14 protein-coding genes, 2 tRNA genes and 3 other RNA genes are annotated in these 18,410 nt (G+C 46.4%); 9 read left to right on the top strand and 10 right to left on the bottom strand.

Annotated features, from left to right (window positions below; genetic code table 11):
- Positions 1 to 5 precede the first annotated feature (5 nt).
- The 4 genes from oppC to DES37_RS05225 form a co-directional block, all read right to left on the bottom strand.
- A complete protein-coding gene (oppC, locus tag DES37_RS05240) occupies positions 6 to 911 on the bottom strand; it encodes an oligopeptide ABC transporter permease OppC (RefSeq protein ID WP_036105331.1) in 906 nt (301 codons plus the stop codon).
- A gap of 16 nt (positions 912 to 927) precedes the next feature.
- The gene (gene oppB, locus DES37_RS05235; protein ID WP_036105328.1) at positions 928 to 1,848 is read right to left on the bottom strand and encodes an oligopeptide ABC transporter permease OppB; all 921 of its coding nucleotides are present in this window, start codon (positions 1,846 to 1,848) and stop codon (positions 928 to 930) included.
- A gap of 87 nt (positions 1,849 to 1,935) precedes the next feature.
- Positions 1,936 to 3,567, bottom strand: coding sequence for an oligopeptide ABC transporter substrate-binding protein OppA (gene oppA, locus DES37_RS05230; protein WP_036105323.1), 1,632 nt, complete (start codon positions 3,565 to 3,567; stop codon positions 1,936 to 1,938).
- 762 nt (positions 3,568 to 4,329) lie between these two features.
- Positions 4,330 to 4,977: a YchE family NAAT transporter gene (locus tag DES37_RS05225; protein ID WP_036105320.1), complete on the bottom strand. Its 648-nt coding sequence runs from the start codon at positions 4,975 to 4,977 to the stop codon at positions 4,330 to 4,332.
- Positions 4,978 to 5,454: 477 nt separating this feature from the next.
- Here DES37_RS05225 and adhE point away from each other — a divergent pair, with 477 nt between their 5' ends.
- Positions 5,455 to 8,133, top strand: coding sequence for a bifunctional acetaldehyde-CoA/alcohol dehydrogenase (gene adhE, locus DES37_RS05220; protein WP_036105317.1), 2,679 nt, complete (start codon positions 5,455 to 5,457; stop codon positions 8,131 to 8,133).
- Positions 8,134 to 8,632: 499 nt separating this feature from the next.
- Here the strand turns inward: adhE and tdk are convergent, their stop codons facing one another.
- Positions 8,633 to 9,244, bottom strand: coding sequence for a thymidine kinase (tdk, locus tag DES37_RS05215; protein WP_036105316.1), 612 nt, complete (start codon positions 9,242 to 9,244; stop codon positions 8,633 to 8,635).
- A 622-nt stretch (positions 9,245 to 9,866) separates the two neighbouring features.
- On the opposite strand from tdk, the gene hns reads away from it, so the two are divergent.
- Positions 9,867 to 10,280 carry a histone-like nucleoid-structuring protein H-NS gene (gene hns, locus DES37_RS05210; protein WP_036105313.1) on the top strand — a complete coding sequence of 138 codons (414 nt, stop codon included), beginning with the start codon at positions 9,867 to 9,869 and terminating at the stop codon, positions 10,278 to 10,280.
- Positions 10,281 to 10,450: 170 nt separating this feature from the next.
- Here hns and DES37_RS05205 read toward each other — a convergent pair whose 3' ends face one another.
- From DES37_RS05205 to rssA, 5 genes are all read right to left on the bottom strand, one after another.
- Complete coding sequence (locus DES37_RS05205; protein ID WP_110025107.1) at positions 10,451 to 11,458, bottom strand: NAD-dependent epimerase; 1,008 nt, start codon at positions 11,456 to 11,458, stop codon at positions 10,451 to 10,453.
- 10 nt (positions 11,459 to 11,468) lie between these two features.
- Positions 11,469 to 12,812: a UDP-glucose dehydrogenase family protein gene (locus tag DES37_RS05200; RefSeq protein ID WP_110025106.1), complete on the bottom strand. Its 1,344-nt coding sequence runs from the start codon at positions 12,810 to 12,812 to the stop codon at positions 11,469 to 11,471.
- Positions 12,813 to 12,836: 24 nt separating this feature from the next.
- Positions 12,837 to 13,745 (bottom strand): UTP--glucose-1-phosphate uridylyltransferase GalU, encoded by a 909-nt coding sequence (galU, locus tag DES37_RS05195; RefSeq protein ID WP_036105304.1) that lies wholly within the window; start codon positions 13,743 to 13,745, stop codon positions 12,837 to 12,839.
- 199 nt (positions 13,746 to 13,944) lie between these two features.
- Complete coding sequence (gene rssB, locus DES37_RS05190) at positions 13,945 to 14,958, bottom strand: two-component system response regulator RssB (RefSeq protein ID WP_036105300.1); 1,014 nt, start codon at positions 14,956 to 14,958, stop codon at positions 13,945 to 13,947.
- Between the two features lie 90 nt (positions 14,959 to 15,048).
- On the bottom strand, positions 15,049 to 15,942 hold the full coding sequence (gene rssA / locus DES37_RS05185) for a patatin-like phospholipase RssA (RefSeq protein ID WP_110025105.1): 894 nt from the start codon (positions 15,940 to 15,942) through the stop codon (positions 15,049 to 15,051).
- 111 nt (positions 15,943 to 16,053) lie between these two features.
- Here rssA and DES37_RS05180 point away from each other — a divergent pair, with 111 nt between their 5' ends.
- From DES37_RS05180 to DES37_RS05150, 7 genes are all read left to right on the top strand, one after another.
- A complete protein-coding gene (locus tag DES37_RS05180; protein ID WP_110025104.1) occupies positions 16,054 to 16,512 on the top strand; it encodes a YchJ family protein in 459 nt (152 codons plus the stop codon).
- Between the two features lie 55 nt (positions 16,513 to 16,567).
- Positions 16,568 to 17,410 (top strand): formyltetrahydrofolate deformylase, encoded by an 843-nt coding sequence (gene purU, locus DES37_RS05175; protein ID WP_036105290.1) that lies wholly within the window; start codon positions 16,568 to 16,570, stop codon positions 17,408 to 17,410.
- A gap of 140 nt (positions 17,411 to 17,550) precedes the next feature.
- Positions 17,551 to 17,635, top strand: a tRNA-Tyr gene (locus tag DES37_RS05170).
- 68 nt (positions 17,636 to 17,703) lie between these two features.
- A tRNA-Tyr gene (locus DES37_RS05165) sits at positions 17,704 to 17,788 on the top strand.
- A 45-nt stretch (positions 17,789 to 17,833) separates the two neighbouring features.
- Positions 17,834 to 17,964: non-coding RNA, RtT sRNA (locus DES37_RS05160), on the top strand.
- Positions 17,965 to 18,009: 45 nt separating this feature from the next.
- Positions 18,010 to 18,140, top strand: a non-coding RNA gene (locus tag DES37_RS05155) — RtT sRNA.
- 45 nt (positions 18,141 to 18,185) lie between these two features.
- Positions 18,186 to 18,316: non-coding RNA, RtT sRNA (locus tag DES37_RS05150), on the top strand.
- Positions 18,317 to 18,410 lie beyond the last annotated feature (94 nt).

Below are 18,410 nucleotides of genomic sequence, written 5' to 3'. Positions count from 1 at the left end.
ACTCCTTAACGGTCTTTCGGGTCGAGGGCATCACGCAAGCCATCGCCAATGAAGTTAAAACAAAACAGCGTCACTACCAGGAAACCCGCCGGGAATAACAATAACCACGGGGAAACTTCCATTGAGTTCGCACCATCGCTCAGCAATGCGCCCCAACTGCTTAATGGTTCCTGAGTACCTAACCCAAGGAAACTGAGGAAGGATTCAAACAAGATCATGCTGGGAACCAGCAACGAGGCGTAAACGACCACCACGCCCAGAACGTTTGGCACAATGTGGCGAACAACGATATTGCCGGTAGATACACCACCAACCTGAGCTGCTTCAATAAACTCTTTGCGTTTCAGGCTTAAAGTTTGCCCGCGGACAATACGCGCCATGTCCAGCCAGGAAACCATACCTATTGCCACAAAAATCAGCAGGATGTTTTGCCCAAAGAAGGTAACCAGCAGAATGACAAAGAACATAAACGGGAAGGAGTTGAGGATCTCAAGCAGACGCATCATCACCGAGTCAACTTTTCCCCCAAGATAGCCTGACAGTGAACCATATAAAGTGCCCAGTATCACAGCGACCAGTGCAGCAGACACCCCAACCATCAGGGAAATTCGCCCACCAATTGCCACACGAACCAGCAGGTCACGGCCAGATGAATCAGTACCGAAATAGTGACCAGAAGCAAAATCTGGCCCACTGGACATCATGTTCCAGTCGGTATCGAAATAAGTAAACGAAGACAACATTGGGGCAAAGGTAACAAAGAGTGCAATCAGCACCAGTACCACCAGGCTTGCCACTGCAGCGCGGTTATGAATAAAACGCCGCCGCGCATCCTGCCATAAGCTACGGCCTTCCACTTCAAGCTTTTCGCTGAAGTTTTCCAGGGCCTCACTGTTTTTCTTGCTCAACATTTGGCTAACTCCAGCATCAATAACGAATTTTTGGGTCGATCACGGCATAAAGCACATCGACAACAGCATTGAAAACAATAGTCAGGGCCCCGACTAAAATCGTCAGGCTCAGTACCAGTGAGTAGTCACGGTTCAGTGCACCGTTAACAAACAACTGGCCAATCCCCGGTAAACCGTAAATTGTTTCAATCACCATCGAACCCGTGATAATCCCAACAAATGCTGGCCCCATATAAGAGAGCACAGGTAATAAAGCAGGCTTCAGTGCGTGGCGCATAACAATGCGGCGCATAGGCAGCCCTTTAGCGCGCGCAGTACGAATGAAGTTAGAGTGCAACACTTCAATCATTGAGCCACGCGTAATACGCGCGATACTGGAAATATAGGACAGCGAAAGTGCGACCATTGGCAGCAACATATATTTGAGTTCGCCCCCATTCCAGCCACCACCCGGCAGCCACCGTAATGTAATGGCAAAGATCATGACCAGCAGTGGCGCGACAACAAAACTGGGAATAACCACACCTGTCATGGCAAAACTCATGACTATGTAATCCCATTTGCTGTTCTGTTTGAGTGCGGCAATCACCCCAGCGGTAACGCCCAGCACAATAGCCAACAAGAAAGCAGCCGCACCCAGTTTTGCTGAAACCGGGAATGATGCAGCGACCAAATCATTGACACTGTAATCTTTATATTTGAACGAAGGCCCAAAGTCCCCATGTGCCAGTTGTTTCAGATAATGAAAATACTGGGTCATCATTGGATCATTGAGATGATACTTCGCTTCGATGTTTGCCATAACTTCTGGCGGCAGGTTGCGCTCCCCGGTAAATGGACTTCCCGGAGCAAGGCGCATCATAAAGAAGGAAATAGTAATAAGAATAAAAAGTGTCGGAATTGCTTCCAGACAGCGACGTAAAATAAATTTCAACATTGCCCGTACCTTCTGGCGTGTGCCTTTGCACTGCGATGAAATAAGACACAGTGAGGCAGAGCAAACGCCCTGCCTCACAAACGGCCATTAATGTTTGATAATGTACAAATCTTTCACATAAACATTATCAAGCGGGTCTTTACCGGTATAACCACCAACCCATGGTTTCACCAGGCGGGCGTTAACATAGTAATAGACCGGGACAATGACGGAATCTTTGTCCAGCTGTTGCTCTGCTTTGTTATACAACTCAGCACGTTCTTCTTCTGTTTTCACTTTCAGTGTATCAGCCATTATTTTATCAAAGGCTTCACTCTTATAGTGTGCGGTGTTGTTAGAGCTGTCGGACAGCATAGTATTCAGGAATGAACTCGGTTCATTGTAATCTGCACACCAACCAGCACGCGCAACCGAGAAGTTACCCTGATGGCGGTTGTCGAGGAATGTTTTCCATTCCTGGTTATCCAGTTTGACATTGGCACCAATGTTTTTCTTCCAGATAGAAGAAACTGCAATAGCCAGTTTTTTGTGCAGGTCAGACGTATTGTAAAGCAGGTCGAAGGACAGCGGTTTATCTTTAGTAAAGCCAGCTTCTTCCAACAATTTGCGCGCTTCTTCATTACGTTTTGCCTGGCTCCAGCCAAACCATGCAGGCTGAGTCAGTTTAGCGCCATCGGTATACGGCGGTGTGTAACCATAAGCTGGCAGGTCGCCCTGGTTTTTCACTTTATTGACAATGATATCGCGATCCAGGCTCAACTTAAGCGCAGTACGGACACGCACATCATTGAATGGCGGTTTTTGGTTGTTGATTTCGTAGTAATAGGTGCACAGATACGGGTCAACATGTACCTGATTTGGGATTTCTTTTTTCAGTTTCTGGAACAGTTCAATCGGTAACTGGTTGTAAGTCATATCAATTTCACCGCTACGGTAGCGGTTAACATCGGTGACTTCAGAAGAAATTGGCAGGTAGGTTACCTGGTTAATTACCGTTTTGGCATTGTCCCAGTATTGTGGGTTACGCACCAGGTCGATACGTTCGTTCACCACCCAGTCTTTCAGTGTGTAAGCACCGTTGGTAACGATGTTACCCGGCTGAGTCCACTTTTCACCGTATTTTTCAATTGCGGCTTTTGGTACCGGAGACAACGATGCGTGAACTAACAATTTATAGAAATAAGGCACTGGCTCACTCAGTGTGACTTCCAGTGTATGGTCATCCAGCGCTTTCACACCTAAAGTGTCTGGCGCTTTTTTCCCGGCAATAATATCGTCAATATTGGCTACGTGGCCGTATTGCAGGTAGCTCTCATAAGGAGAAGCTGTCTTCGGGTCAGCCAGGCGCTCCCAACTGTAAACAAAATCTTGTGCGGTAACAGGTTCACCATTGGACCATTTCGCATCTTTACGCAGGTGGAAAGTCCAGACTTTAAAGTCTTTATTTTCCCATTTTTCTGCAACACCCGGGACGGGGTGACCTTGCAAATCAGTAATCAGAAGGCCTTCAAACAGATCGCGGTTGACGTTAGCTTCCGGCACACCTTCAATTTTATGCGGATCCAGCGACTGGATCTCGGCACCATTATTACGAACCAGTGTTTGTTTTTCTGCCAGTTGGACACCGGCTGGTACATTCGCAGCCATTGCAACGTTACCAGCAAATAGCGCAGTAAAAATCCCTGCAGCTACCAGATTTTTTTTCGTGATGACGGACATTGTGTTGATACTCCACTCATTATAATTACTGGCTTTACAGCCAGACTGTTTTCCCCTTTGGGGGCCTGTACAGCGCAGGAGCTTTCGCGTCTGCCAGGTTATTGTTGTTTTACTGCTATCACCGACTTCATTTATTACCGGCCGCACCTGTAAGTACCGCCTGTGTCGATTCTTTCTCACCTCACCTTTCCTGTCATAAAGGCGGGGATTTCTGTTCAAGTGTAAAAGCCAGCGCAATACGACGCTGTGACGACTTTTCTGGCGGAAAGTAGCAAACCCACTCCGGCCAGGCTAATACAATTTGCAGATTTGTTAAACTGAGAGGCATTCACTACAAGAATGCGTTCACAATTACCTCCCGAAAAACACACTGGAAGGCAGAACAATCCTTGTAATTACAGAGAATTAAAAAAAACGGGGTGAGCTATGTGCATTTGTAAAAATTGTAACATTGCTCATTTTCCACAAAAAACTTAACAACTGCTTATTTTTAGTACATTCGTCTGCGCGAAGGTGAGTTTTACTAATATCATTTCAGGAAAGCCCCAGCAAGAGCCAATTTGTCGTGTCATTCAAATAACAAATTGAACGCCTAATTATTAATCAGCATTGCTACTAATTTACGTGTTTTCAAAAGTTTCTCTTATAGTAAGCAGACTGTTTTATACGTGGTGAGTACAAAGAAAGACAAGGTGGTGTACGCCGCAGGAGAGGAAAAGCGGAATAAGTTTTTCCGCTTTTGTGATCAAGGCTAAAAAAATTTTACCCGAGCAGACCGGGGAAAAGCGCACGCACCCCGGTGACAATAAACTCAATACCAAGTGACATCAGTAACAAGCCCATAATACGGGTGATAACGTTGATACCCGTTTGCCCCAAAAAACGGACCAGCCATGGAGCAAGCCTGAAAATAAACCAGCAGCACACCGCAAAAAGTGCAATGGACAGCGTAAACCCGACCATATAGGTCCATGTGTGATAGCGCGTTCCCCAGACAATAGTGGAACTGATAGCGCCCGGCCCTGCCATTAATGGTAACGCCAGGGGGACGACACCCACGCTCTCACGGATGGCCGTTTCTGATTTTTCCTGTTTATTCTGCTTATCTTCGCCCAGTTTCCCGCTGATCATCGACATCGCAATAGTGACAACCAGAATACCTCCGGCAATACGGAACGAATCAATTGAGATACCAAACAATTGCAGAATGCCATCGCCAAGGAACAGCGAGGTCCACAAAATAATCGCTACCGACAGATTAGCCGTCAGGTTAGTTTTATTTCTTGCCGCCGCTGTCTGGTAGCTGGTCATGCTGATAAATACCGGAATGATGCCAACCGGGTTGACCAGTGCAAACAGTCCAATAAAGAACTTAAAAAATGTCGATAAATCGAACAATGATTGTGTCACGCAGAGCTCCGTTCACGCGCTGAAAATAACTGCGCTACTCTAAATGAAAAACCTTCAACAGACTATGGGATTTACTGTACTCATCCGATTACCTTAGAAAAAGTTACATTTTAGCCGCATTCATGTTACTTACATGTTTCATATATGATAGTGTGAAATAATTGTTTTGTAAGTAAATTAACCACCATTAACACATATGTTCGTTTCCTATGCTGAAAGGAGTCAGCTTCAATAGAAATTGACCTGGATCATGAAATACGCCCTGATATGTGAGTAATCTTTACTTGCCGCCAGGGAAAAAAACAGTGACCCAATCAGGTAATGTTGAAGGTAAGGCTCTTTTAGTAAATCAGCAGAAAGTTAAAGAAAACTGAACATAGTTGGTAGTGATGGTTTCTTGATACAACTGGCGCTGTCTATACTGACTCTCGGGCAGCTGGTTTACTAAAAGAGTTTAACATTTATCAGGAGAGCATTATGGCTGTTACTAATGTCGCTGAACTTAACGCACTCGTAGAACGAGTGAAAAAAGCCCAGCGTGAATATGCCAACTTTACTCAAGAGCAAGTAGATAAAATCTTCCGCGCCGCCGCTCTGGCTGCTGCAGATGCTCGTATCCCACTCGCTAAAATGGCCGTTGCTGAATCTGGCATGGGTATCATTGAAGATAAAGTGATTAAAAACCACTTTGCTTCTGAATATATCTATAACGCCTATAAAGATGAGAAGACTTGTGGTGTCCTTTCTGTAGACGACACTTTCGGCACTATGACCATTGCTGAACCTATCGGCATTATCTGTGGTATCGTCCCGACTACCAACCCGACTTCTACTGCTATCTTTAAGTCACTCATCAGCCTTAAAACCCGTAACGCAATTATCTTCTCTCCGCACCCTCGTGCAAAAGACGCCACCAATAAAGCCGCTGATGTTGTGCTGCAGGCTGCTATCGCTGCTGGCGCACCAAAAGATTTGATTGGCTGGATAGACCAACCTTCTGTTGAACTGTCTAACGCATTAATGCATCACCCGGATATTAACCTGATCCTCGCCACTGGTGGCCCGGGCATGGTTAAGGCTGCTTACAGTTCCGGTAAACCTGCTATTGGTGTAGGTGCTGGTAACACTCCGGTAGTTATCGATGAAACCGCCGATGTTAAACGCGCTGTCGCTTCTGTACTGATGTCCAAAACCTTCGATAACGGCGTGATTTGTGCTTCTGAACAGTCTGTTGTTGTTGTCGATTCCGTTTATGACGCAGTGCGTGAACGCTTTGCCAGCCATGGCGGCTACATGCTGCAAGGTAAAGAGCTTAAAGCCGTTCAGGACGTTATCCTGAAAAATGGCGCGCTGAATGCCGCCATTGTTGGCCAGCCTGCAGTGAAAATTGCTGAACTCGCTGGTTTCACCGTACCAGAAACCACCAAAATTTTGATTGGTGAAGTTTCCGTTGTTGATGAAAGCGAACCTTTTGCACACGAAAAATTGTCTCCGACTCTGGCAATGTACCGTGCGAAAGATTTTGCAGATGCTGTTGATAAAGCAGAAAAATTGGTTGCAATGGGCGGTATCGGTCACACATCCTGCCTGTACACTGACCAGGACAACCAACCAGAACGTGTTGCTTTCTTCGGCCAAATGATGAAAACCGCACGTATTCTGATCAACACCCCGGCTTCACAGGGTGGTATTGGTGACCTGTACAACTTTAAACTCGCACCTTCCCTGACGCTGGGTTGTGGTTCCTGGGGTGGTAACTCCATCTCTGAAAACGTTGGTCCTAAACACCTGATCAACAAGAAAACCGTTGCTAAGCGAGCTGAAAACATGTTGTGGCATAAACTTCCGAAATCTATCTACTTCCGCCGTGGTTCACTGCCCGTCGCGTTAGATGAAGTGATTACTGATGGTCACAAACGTGCTCTGATCGTGACCGACCGTTTCTTGTTCAACAATGGTTATGCTGACCAGATTACTTCTGTACTGAAAGCTGCTGGTGTTGAAACTGAAGTGTTCTTTGAAGTTGAAGCTGACCCAACACTGACTGTTGTTCGTAAAGGTGCTGAACTGGCTAATTCCTTCAAACCAGACGTTATCATCGCCCTGGGTGGTGGTTCTCCGATGGATGCGGCTAAGATCATGTGGGTGATGTACGAACATCCGGAAACTCACTTCGAAGAACTGGCTCTGCGTTTCATGGATATCCGTAAACGTATCTATAAATTCCCGAAAATGGGCGTGAAAGCGAAAATGATCGCTGTCACCACTACTTCTGGTACTGGTTCTGAAGTTACTCCGTTTGCAGTGGTAACCGATGATGCTACCGGTCAGAAATATCCGTTAGCTGACTACGCACTGACTCCTGATATGGCTATTGTCGACGCCAATCTGGTTATGGATATGCCGAAGTCACTGTGTGCATTTGGCGGCCTTGATGCAGTAACTCACGCACTGGAAGCCTATGTTTCTGTGCTGGCATCTGAGTTCTCCGATGGCCAGGCTCTGCAGGCTCTGAAACTGTTGAAAGAAAACCTGCCGGCTTCTTATCACGAAGGTTCTAAAAACCCGGTAGCGCGTGAACGTGTTCACAGTGCTGCAACCATCGCAGGTATCGCGTTTGCCAACGCCTTCCTGGGTGTTTGCCACTCTATGGCTCACAAACTGGGCTCTCAGTTCCATATTCCTCACGGTCTGGCAAACGCCCTGTTAATCGCTAACGTTATTCGTTATAACGCCAACGATAACCCAACCAAACAGACTGCATTTAGCCAGTACGACCGTCCGCAGGCACGCCGTCGTTACGCAGAAATTGCTGACCATTTGGGCCTGAGCGCTCCTGGTGACCGCACTGCTGCGAAAATTGAGAAACTGCTTGCATGGCTGGAAAGCATTAAGGCTGAACTGGGTATTCCTAAATCTATCCGCGAAGCGGGTGTTCAGGAAGCCGACTTCCTTGCTCATGTCGATAAACTGTCTGAAGATGCATTCGATGACCAGTGTACTGGCGCTAACCCGCGTTACCCGCTGATCTCCGAGCTGAAACAGATTCTTCTGGATACTTTCTATGGTCGTGAATACGTAGAAGGCAAACCAGCAGAAAAAGCAGTTGCACCTAAAGCAGAAAAGGCTGATAAAAAAGCCAAAAAAACCGCTTAACATCGGTTAAAACGACATGGATTTTGAACCCGCTACGGCGGGTTCTTTTTTATCTGTCATTTGCTGTTTTACCCTTCAAATGCGCTGTAAGCCCTTCCCGTTGTACTCCCCTGCTCAAGTACTCTCAGTGCTCGCTGCATGGTTCCTGCCTCTGTATTTGAACGCATATTTATTGCTGATACAGGTTCATATACACAAGGCACAGCGATTAAATACCACAGCGATTAGATAGCACGGGAACAGTAAATGGAAGTTACCGTTAATCTGGTTTGCTAAGGGAGCAAATGAGAGGGCCTGCGAGGGCTGTACACGGCTGCGATAGTTCACCTGATGACTTGTACTGCCATTTATCAAAACGGCCTGTACAGGCTGGCAGAAGCGATTACACCAGGGCATCATTCCGGGTGATTCACCCTTGCCAGCAACCGGCATTCCGCCAGGACGACGTGAAGCCGGTTGGTTTAATTAGCACATGATTGAGCCAGGCAACTTATTAGATTTAGTTAAGCTTTTTCTGAATACCGGGCAAGGCGCCGTGAATAATTGCGTCTTTATAGTGTTTACGGCAAACAGAAACATAACGCTCATTGCCCCCAATAACTACCTGCTGGCCTTCATTATATGGCCTGCCGGACTCATCCAGACGCAAAACCATACTAGCTTTCCGCCCACAAAAACAAATAGTCTTCAACTCAACCAGCTTATCTGCCCATGCGAGCAAATATTGACTGCCGCTAAATAATTCCCCACGAAAATCAGTTCGTAACCCATAGCACAGTACAGGAATATCCAGGTTATCAACCACGTCAGACAATTGCCGAACTTGTTCACGTGTCAAAAATTGACTTTCATCAACTAATACACAATGTAATGGTGACTGTGCAGCGGAATCACGAATTTCAGTGAATAGATCCGTCGTATTGTTATACAACTGCGCTGGCGAAGACAGGCCAATACGTGAACTCACCTTGCCAGCACCGAAGCGATCATCAATTTCTGCTGTATATACCAGGCTGCGCATCCCACGTTCCTGGTAATTGTAAGAGGATTGCAGCAATGCCGTTGATTTCCCGGCGTTCATTGCAGAGTAGTAAAAATAGAGCTGAGCCATGAATGAATAAACCTTTCAACACACAATACGCGCGCAGTTTACCATACTCCGGTTGCTATGGAGCTTTTTCCTTGCTCCCGCCAGGGGCATTGGGTGTCACATTTATCTTATATTCACTGGCGAAAATTTGATTTTCATTACTCATTCCAGCTGACTTTGTGCAAATGATTACTCTCCATACAACATCCGTTTAGTAAACGGTTGCTAAACAACCCTGCACTGTGAAGTTAGCAAAACATGAACTGAAGCGGAGAGGAACTACCTGTAATGGTGAATTTATGCTCTGCACTGATGCTACTAACTGAATGGAAAAGTAATTTTCCATAATGAAAGTCTTAACAATCTGAGTGGTTTATCTATAGATAATACAAAAGAGTGATATTAAAGAAGCTAAATTCTATTACAAAACGTGTTTGGTATTAGCCATAATGGGAAAAGGGATGTTGCTGATACTCCCTGCGCCGGGTTTTTATAACGGTCATTTTTTAAAGTTATTAGTTAAAAAATGGATGCATATCGCGTTATTTTGATTTCCTTACATTCACACCTATTGCACTGTATAAATTAAGGCTCTATTATTAGCCCAACAAGCCACCCCCAATATAAGTTTGAGATTACTACAATGAGCGAAGCACTTAAAATTCTGAACAACATCCGTACTCTTCGTGCGCAGGCCAGAGAATGCACTCTGGAAACTCTGGAAGAGATGCTGGAAAAATTAGAAGTTGTCGTAAATGAACGTCGCGAAGAAGAAAGCGCAGCAGCTGCTGAAATTGAAGAACGTACCCGCAAGCTGCAGCAATATCGCGAAATGCTGATTGCTGATGGTATTGATCCTAATGAACTGCTGAACTCAATGAGCAGCGGCAAAACCACCGGCAAAGCTAAACGTGCTGCACGTCCGGCTAAATATAGCTATGTTGACGAAAACGGCGAAACCAAAACCTGGACAGGCCAGGGTCGTACCCCTGCTGTTATCAAAAAAGCAATGGACGAACAAGGCAAAAGCCTGGATGATTTCCTGATTAAAGAATAATCAAATCATCGATTGTTGTACCATTAAAAAAGAACCGCAAAGCGGTTCTTTTTTTGTTGCTGCCATGAACAGTAGATATATTTAATAATTCAGCTTATGGTGCAATTTCACATCTGGTGTTCATATTCTGCGAGTTTAGCCCCTCAAAACTTTGAGAGGCACATTGCAGCTTACTGCTGATAAAATGCGCGGTACCAGTCAACGAAATGTTTTACACCCTCTTCCACTGACATCTGGGGTTTAAAACCAATTGTGTCGTAAAGTGCACGGGTATCAGCGCTGGTCTCTAAAACATCACCCGCCTGCATCGGCAGCATATTTTTTCTGGCCGTTATCCCCAGAGCGTTTTCCAGCGCAGAAATATAATCCATCAGCGCAACAGGAGAGCTGTTACCAATATTGTATACCCGGTATGGTGCTGAACTTTCTGCAGGGCTACCAGACTCCACAGTCCACTCAGGATTAGGCTCCGGCACAATATCCTGTAAACGAAAGATAGACTCAACAATGTCATCAATGTAAGTAAAGTCACGGCGCATTTTACCGTGGTTATATACATCGATTGCTTTATCTTCCAGCATGGCTTTGGTGAATTTGAACAATGCCATATCAGGACGCCCCCAGGGGCCATATACCGTAAAAAAGCGCAAACCGGTAACAGGAATGCCATATAAATGTGCATAGCTGTGAGACATCAGTTCATTTGCTTTCTTCGTTGCGGCATAGAGTGATACCGGATGATCAACGGAATCCTCTACAGAGAACGGTAATTTTCGGTTCAAACCATAAACTGAGCTGGAGGAAGCATATAACAGATGCTTAACCTGGTTGTGACGGCACCCTTCGAGAATATTCAAATGACCAGTCAGGTTTGCATCTGCGTAGGCATGAGGGTTTTCCAGGGAATAACGTACCCCGGCCTGGGCTGCAAGATGAATTACCCGGTCAAAACTTCCCTCTGCAAACAATGTGGCTATTGACTGCCTGTCTGCGAGGTCTATTTTTTGGAACTGGAATGCTGCGTGTGGGGCAAGTAAATCGAGGCGAGCCTGTTTGAGGCTGACATCATAATAGTCATTCAGGTTATCGATACCGATAACCTGGTGACCGGCCGCCAGGAGTCGCTTACAGACATGGAACCCAATAAATCCCGCTGCGCCGGTTACCAGAAATTTCATACAACCCTCGTTATTTTTTCAGATTAATTGATTCTCCGCGACCAATCGCGTAATAAACGAAGCCACGCTTATTCAATCTCTCTGGATCATACAGGTTACGACCATCAAAGATAACTGGGTGTTTGAGTGTATTTTTTAATAAATCGAAGTCCGGCGCCCGGAAATTCTGCCACTCAGTACAAATAATAAGCGCATCTGCATTATGCAGGGCCGCTTCCTTAGTACCCATTAATGACAAATCATCGCGATGACCGTAGATACGCTGCGTTTCATCCATCGCTTCCGGGTCAAATGCCTGCACTTTGGCACCTTTTTCCCACAGCGTTTCCAGTAAAACCCGGCTGGACGCTTCACGCATATCATCCGTATTAGGCTTGAACGATAACCCCCAAACAGCAAAGGTTTTACCTTTCAGGTCGTCACCAAAATGACGGACAACGAAGGACGGCAATTTTTTCTTCTGCTCATTGTTTACAGTTTCAACGGCCTGCAATAAACGAGGCGTGTAACCGATATGCTCAGAAGTACGGATCAATGCCTGCACATCTTTCGGGAAACAGGAACCACCATAACCACAACCGGGGTAAATAAAGTGATACCCGATACGGGAATCGGAACCAATCCCCTGGCGTACTTTTTCTATATCCGCGCCTAAATGCTCAGCAAGGTTGGCGATTTCATTCATAAAGCTGATTTTGGTAGCCAGCATACAGTTCGCGGCATACTTCGTCAGTTCTGCGCTACGGATATCCATTAGAATCATACGGTCATGGTTACGGTTAAAGGGTTCATACAGCTCACGCAGTATGTTAACCACTTCATCGTTATCCGTACCAATTACAATACGTTCAGGACGCATACAGTCAGCTACCGCAGCACCTTCTTTTAGAAACTCAGGGTTAGAGACGACATCAAACGGGTATTCAACACCACGTTCATTCAGCACGGCCTGCATCGCATCACGGACTTTATCTGCAGTACCTACCGGCACCGTTGATTTATCCAGCACAACTTTATGAGCAGTCATGTGTTGCGCGATAGTCCGCGCAACTGCTGTGACATACTTCAGGTCTGCGGAACCGTCTTCGTCAGGAGGTGTACCAACCGCAATAAACTGAATCACCCCATGGCTTACCCCAGCCTGCGCATCAGTACTGAATTGCAGGCGGCCTTCCTCATAGTTCTTCATAACTAATGGAGTCAGGCCAGGTTCATAAATTGGGATAACTCCTTTTTTCAGATTTTCTACTTTGGCTTCATCCACATCGATACACATAACATCGTGACCGACTTCAGCAAGCACTGCCGCCTGGACAAGACCAACATACCCAATCCCAAAAACGGTAACTTTCATTGCATTATCCTGGGTTGAAAAAAATTACTTTTTGCCGCCGACTGTCGCATCAAGCCAGGCTTTAAAGTCAGGCCCTAATACTTTGTGGCGCAAACCGTACTCAACAAACGCCTGCATATAACCAAGTTTGTTACCGCAGTCATGGCTTTTACCTTTCATGTGGTAAGCCTCTACAGTTTCTTTGGCAATAAGCATGTCAATGGAGTCAGTCAGCTGAATTTCGTCACCAGCACCTGGAGGTGTTTTGGACAGTAACGGCCAGATATCTGCGCTTAATACATAACGACCAACAACGGCAAGATTAGAAGGCGCAACTTCTGCTTTCGGTTTTTCAACTACACCAACCATTGGCACACTATCACCTGGTTTGAGCGTTGCGCCCTGGCAGTCAACCACACCATATGCCGTTACATCTTCAACAGGTTCAACCATAATCTGGCTGTGACCTGTTTCATCGAAACGGCTAATCATGTCAGCAAGGTTATCGCGGGAAAGGTCTGATTCGTATTCATCCAGAATGACATCAGGGAGGATAACCGCAACCGGCTCATCACCCACAACCGGATGCGCGCAAAGCACTGCATGCCCCAAACCTTTAGCCAGGCCCTGGCGAACCTGCATAATTGTTACGTGTGGCGGGCAAATTGACTGAACCTCTTCCAGCAACTGGCGTTTTACACGTTTTTCCAGCATAGCTTCCAGTTCAAAACTGGTATCGAAGTGGTTTTCAATGGAGTTTTTTGATGAGTGAGTGACCAGTACAATTTCGGTAATGCCGGCTGCAATACATTCATTAACCACATATTGGATCAGTGGTTTATCCACCAGCGGCAGCATTTCTTTCGGGATTGCTTTTGTTGCTGGCAGCATGCGGGTGCCAAGACCGGCAACCGGGATTACTGCTTTCCTTACTTTCGATTTAATAGCAGCCATTAAAATATCTCCTGGACTGTTCAAGTTTTAAACTTGCTCGTCAATATAAACGCGTTTGAGTATATCAGCTTGAATTAAAAATCTGCGGCTTAATACTCGTTGCACCTGTAATTTAAGACAAATACGAAGAAGCTGTTGCAGATATTACCACTGGGAACAGATAGCGGGAAAAGCTATCTGTAATGAAACTTTATTTTGCTCATTCCGTGTGCAACATTAAGCGCAAATGCCCGCCCGCGCCCCAAACACGGCACTGCCAGGCATCACAACGGTGGCTTAATTGGTTAAGGTAAGCATTGCCTAATGTGCCCAAAGGAACACCATTACTTAACTGAATCTGATGGTCACCTGATTTCAACTGCGCATTAAGCCCGGCAGAAACTAAAATTAAATTTTTTAGCTCTGAATGGTAATAACCCACCATCAAGGGGAATTGTCCGGAAAGATTCGCTTTACGTAATAACTGGTTAACTTTTTTTAATAATGGACCTAATTCAGGCAAACGTTGCCCTTGCCGGGATAATTGTTCCTGCAACAAGCTGTTGAACAACGAACGCAGAAGTAATGCAGCAAGTACGCCGTTATCTCCGGCACGCGTAACATCAAGGCAGTAAAAAGCCAGATCCTGCGCAGACAAAGGCGCTACATCCAGCACCAGCCCTGGTTTATCTGCCAACACCAATTGGTGATATGACAATTCACACCCGGAGATATGTTGGCGTAACGGAGGTTGAAGCTCTTTTAACAGTTTGGCCGCGGCACCGGGGTTGCGCACCAGTGCATCCCAGTCATCAAACAGTTGCTCCTCTTCTTCTACTCTGGAATTGAACATCGCAGGATAGAGGCAGGCATAAACTGTTTCTTTTAAGTTGGCAAAGTTTTTAATAGGTTTGAGTAATACATCTTGTACCCCCAACCGAAGCGCGCTGGCGATGTCCGACATATTATCTGTTGCGGAGATAATCAGCACAGGCGTCTGATCCCCACGGTTGCGAATCTGTTCAATAAACTCAAGCCCGTTCATCCTTGGCATAGCCAGATCGCAAATCAGCAAATCAGGTGGCTGCAGGGACATTTTCTCAAGGGCATCAATGCCGTCTTCGGCTAACAGCGTATTGGCACCCAACGAAGCTAACCATCCATCCAGCATCGCGCGGAAAACAGGCTCGTCTTCAACTATCAAAATCAGTTTTCCGTGCAGCGGTTGAGTCATGCTCCCTCCCTTGCCTGATGATACGATAATAGTGGCATGGTATGCGGGGTTGCGCCTCTCAGAATGAACTGAAGAAATGTAAATATGCTGTTAATCATTGCTTTTCACCAAAGGAAGCAACTCATCCAGGTGTTTTTCAACCGCCAGCCTGCCAGCATCAATAGCTTCTTTTGCCCGATGGAAATCCAGCGTTGATATTTGTGGGCAAAAAGGTTGAAGCGTCACCTCTGGTGGGTCGCCTGCCATACGGCTTAGTTTCAGGCGGTTTTCCAGCACCTGAATGGATGTTGTCATGATTTCCAGCGCCCCGGGGGGCTGCTGATGGTGTGGCGGTGACACGAAACCGAGTCGGGTTAATACCTTATCTTTCCAGTGTACCGGTACGTGTTCCTCATTCTGACGCGAGGTTAACAGGTTCTGCTGAATCAAATGTGCATCATGCTGCAAATCAACCGCAATAACGATATCCGCCCCTAATGCTCTGGCCAGAGAAACAGGTACCGGGTTGACTACACCACCGTCAACCAACCAGTAGCCTTTATGGCGCACGGGAGATAATAACCCCGGTATGCTGCAGGAAGCGCGCACAGCACCGTGCAAATCCCCTTTGGTGAACCAGATTTCTCGCCCCGTGCTCAGGTTGGTTGCGACAGTTGCAAAACGGACCAGGCATTCTTCAATGTGCCGGGCTGGAATATGCTGCCTGACTTGCTTAAACACACGTTCGCCACGCAGTAACCCGCCCCGGCGCCAGGAAACATCCATTAGTCTTAAAACATCCCAGTAACTGAATGACCGCACCCACTTTTCCAGGGAATCCAGTGAATTACAGGCATAAGCTGCGCCAACCAACGAACCAATAGAGCACCCGGCGATAATATCCGCATGGATGCCTGCCTGTTCAAGGCCCCGAATAACGCCAATATGAGCCCATCCTTTTGCTGCGCCTGAACCTAAAGCCAGACCAATCTTAGTTTGTCTCATCTGTTTATCTGGTGTCCCCTGTTAACATGCCGTAGCATCACACCTCATTACGTTAGTATATTATTTAACTGTCACTTAATTGTGAATGTATGTTTAAAACAGGAGTGTTTTGTGTCATCGGAATGTCTTTGTCATAGCGGTTTGGAGTATAGCGCATGTTGCGGCCCCTTCCTGGCCGGTAGCGCGGTTGCACAAACACCGGAACAATTAATGCGCTCTCGCTATTGTGCTTTTGTGCTTAAAAATGCGGATTACCTCATTAATACCTGGCATCCGGATTGCCATGCAGAGCAGTTACGTCATGATTTACTGGCGGGTTTTGAACAAACAGAGTGGTTGGGGTTGACTATTTTTGCCACACAAAAAGGCAACCATGACAATGAAGGTTTTGTTAGTTTTGTCGCCCGCTATCGTGATAAGCAACATGACAGCGCAATAATTGAACGTTCCAGGTTCTTAAATCAAAACGGTCAGTGGTATTATATTGACGGAATGCGGCCTGAGTTTGGTCGCAATGACCCGTGCCCTTGTGGCTCCGGGAAAAAATTCAAGAAGTGTTGTGGTCGCTGATTCGCACTAACAATACTCATTTATGCAAACACCATTCAACAGGATTGACCTTGCGATGCAAGCGCTACAACGAAAAGTACTGAGAACTATTTGTCCCGACCAGAAAGGTCTTATCGCCCGTATTACCAACATTTGCTATAAGCACGAACTTAATATTGTTCACAATAATGAGTTCGTGGACCATCGTACCGGACGATTTTTTATGCGTACCGAGCTGGAAGGTATATTTAATGATGTCACTTTACTGGCTGATTTAGACAGTGCCTTACCAGAAGGTTCTGTGCGCGAACTCAACCCTGCCGGGCGCCGCCGCATCGTCATTTTGGTTACCAAAGAAGCCCATTGTCTTGGTGACCTGCTGATGAAAGCATCATTTGGTGGCCTGGATGTAGAAATTGCAGCCGTAATTGGTAACCACGACACGTTGCGCACGCTGGTCGAACGCTTCGATATTCCTTTTGAACTGGTTAGCCACGAAGGTGTGACACGTGAAGAGCACGATAAACTGATGGCTGATGCCATTGAAGCTCATGAGCCTGATTATGTGGTTCTGGCTAAATATATGCGTGTATTGACGCCTTCGTTTGTCTCGCGCTTCTCAAATAAAATCATCAATATTCACCACTCCTTCCTGCCGGCATTTATTGGTGCCCGTCCATACCACCAGGCCTATGAGCGTGGTGTTAAGATAATTGGTGCCACCGCCCACTATGTTAATGACCACCTGGATGAAGGCCCAATCATTATGCAGGATGTGATTAATGTTGATCATACCTTCACCGCAGAAGAAATGATGAAAGCCGGACGGGATGTTGAAAAGAATGTGCTGAGCCGTGCTCTGGATAAAGTGCTGTCTCAGCGTGTCTTTGTTTACGGTAACCGTACAATTATTCTCTGACTACAAATAATGAACTGTTTGGTTTTAATGCTTTATGGGCAAAAAGCATGCAAACAGTTCATTTTCATGAAAACGGGGCTTTACAGCGCCGTTTCATTTGATATTATGCGCCCCGCTTCCTAATCAGGAAGCAGGCCAGTGGTGGGGTTCCCGAGCGGCCAAAGGGAGCAGACTGTAAATCTGCCGTCATCGACTTCGAAGGTTCGAATCCTTCCCCCACCACCATCTTCACTTGAATGTTGAGTGACGGGTGTCGAGTTTAGTTTTAATCGTTGGTTAGTTTTCTACAATTTGGTGGGGTTCCCGAGCGGCCAAAGGGAGCAGACTGTAAATCTGCCGTCATCGACTTCGAAGGTTCGAATCCTTCCCCCACCACCATCCTCACAAGTTCATCCTTATTAAATCCCAGTAAATATTTTTGCATATTCTCCAGCACGGGGAAGGATGAGAAGCTTCGACTAAGGTTCGACCCGAACGTATGTGAGGGAACGTTGCTTCAGCAACGGCCCGCAGGGCGAGGAACGCAGTGACGAGTTATCCTTCCCCCACCACCATCCTCGCCAATTCATCCTTATTAAACCCCAATAAATATTTTTGCATATTCTCCAGCATGGGGAAGGATGAGAAGGTTCGACTAAGGTTCGACCCGAACGTATGTGAGGAAACGTTGCTTCAGCAACGGCCCGCAGGGCGAGGAACGCAGTGACGAGTTATCCTTCCCCCACCACCATCCTCACAAGTTCATCCTTATTAAATCCCAGTAAATATTTTTGCATATTCTCCAGCACGGGGAAGGATGAGAAGCTTCGACTAAGGTTCGACCCGAACGTATGTGAGGGAACGTTGCTTCAGCAACGGCCCGCAGGGCGAGGAACGCAGTGACGAGTTATCCTTCCCCCACCACCATCCTCGCCAATTCATCCTTATTAAACCCCAATAAATATTTTTGCATATTCTCCAGCATGGGGAAGGATGAGAAGGTTCGACTAAGGTTCGACAC

This window comes from Mangrovibacter plantisponsor, assembly GCF_003182475.1.
GTDB lineage: Bacteria > Pseudomonadota > Gammaproteobacteria > Enterobacterales > Enterobacteriaceae > Mangrovibacter > Mangrovibacter plantisponsor.
The sequence above is the reverse complement of the archived record's forward strand: the minus strand, read 5'-3'. Positions and strand labels throughout refer to the sequence as shown.

Coding starts and splice junctions, on each gene's coding strand:
- oppC (WP_036105331.1), bottom strand. CDS start 911: ATGTTGAGCAAGAAAAACAGTGAGGCCCTGGAAAACTTCAGCGAAAAG.
- oppB (WP_036105328.1), bottom strand. CDS start 1,848: ATGTTGAAATTTATTTTACGTCGCTGTCTGGAAGCAATTCCGACACTT.
- oppA (WP_036105323.1), bottom strand. CDS start 3,567: ATGTCCGTCATCACGAAAAAAAATCTGGTAGCTGCAGGGATTTTTACT.
- adhE (WP_036105317.1), top strand. CDS start 5,455: ATGGCTGTTACTAATGTCGCTGAACTTAACGCACTCGTAGAACGAGTG.
- tdk (WP_036105316.1), bottom strand. CDS start 9,244: ATGGCTCAGCTCTATTTTTACTACTCTGCAATGAACGCCGGGAAATCA.
- hns (WP_036105313.1), top strand. CDS start 9,867: ATGAGCGAAGCACTTAAAATTCTGAACAACATCCGTACTCTTCGTGCG.
- DES37_RS05205 (WP_110025107.1), bottom strand. CDS start 11,458: ATGAAATTTCTGGTAACCGGCGCAGCGGGATTTATTGGGTTCCATGTC.
- DES37_RS05200 (WP_110025106.1), bottom strand. CDS start 12,812: ATGAAAGTTACCGTTTTTGGGATTGGGTATGTTGGTCTTGTCCAGGCG.
- galU (WP_036105304.1), bottom strand. CDS start 13,745: ATGGCTGCTATTAAATCGAAAGTAAGGAAAGCAGTAATCCCGGTTGCC.
- rssB (WP_036105300.1), bottom strand. CDS start 14,958: ATGACTCAACCGCTGCACGGAAAACTGATTTTGATAGTTGAAGACGAG.
- rssA (WP_110025105.1), bottom strand. CDS start 15,942: ATGAGACAAACTAAGATTGGTCTGGCTTTAGGTTCAGGCGCAGCAAAA.
- purU (WP_036105290.1), top strand. CDS start 16,568: ATGCAAGCGCTACAACGAAAAGTACTGAGAACTATTTGTCCCGACCAG.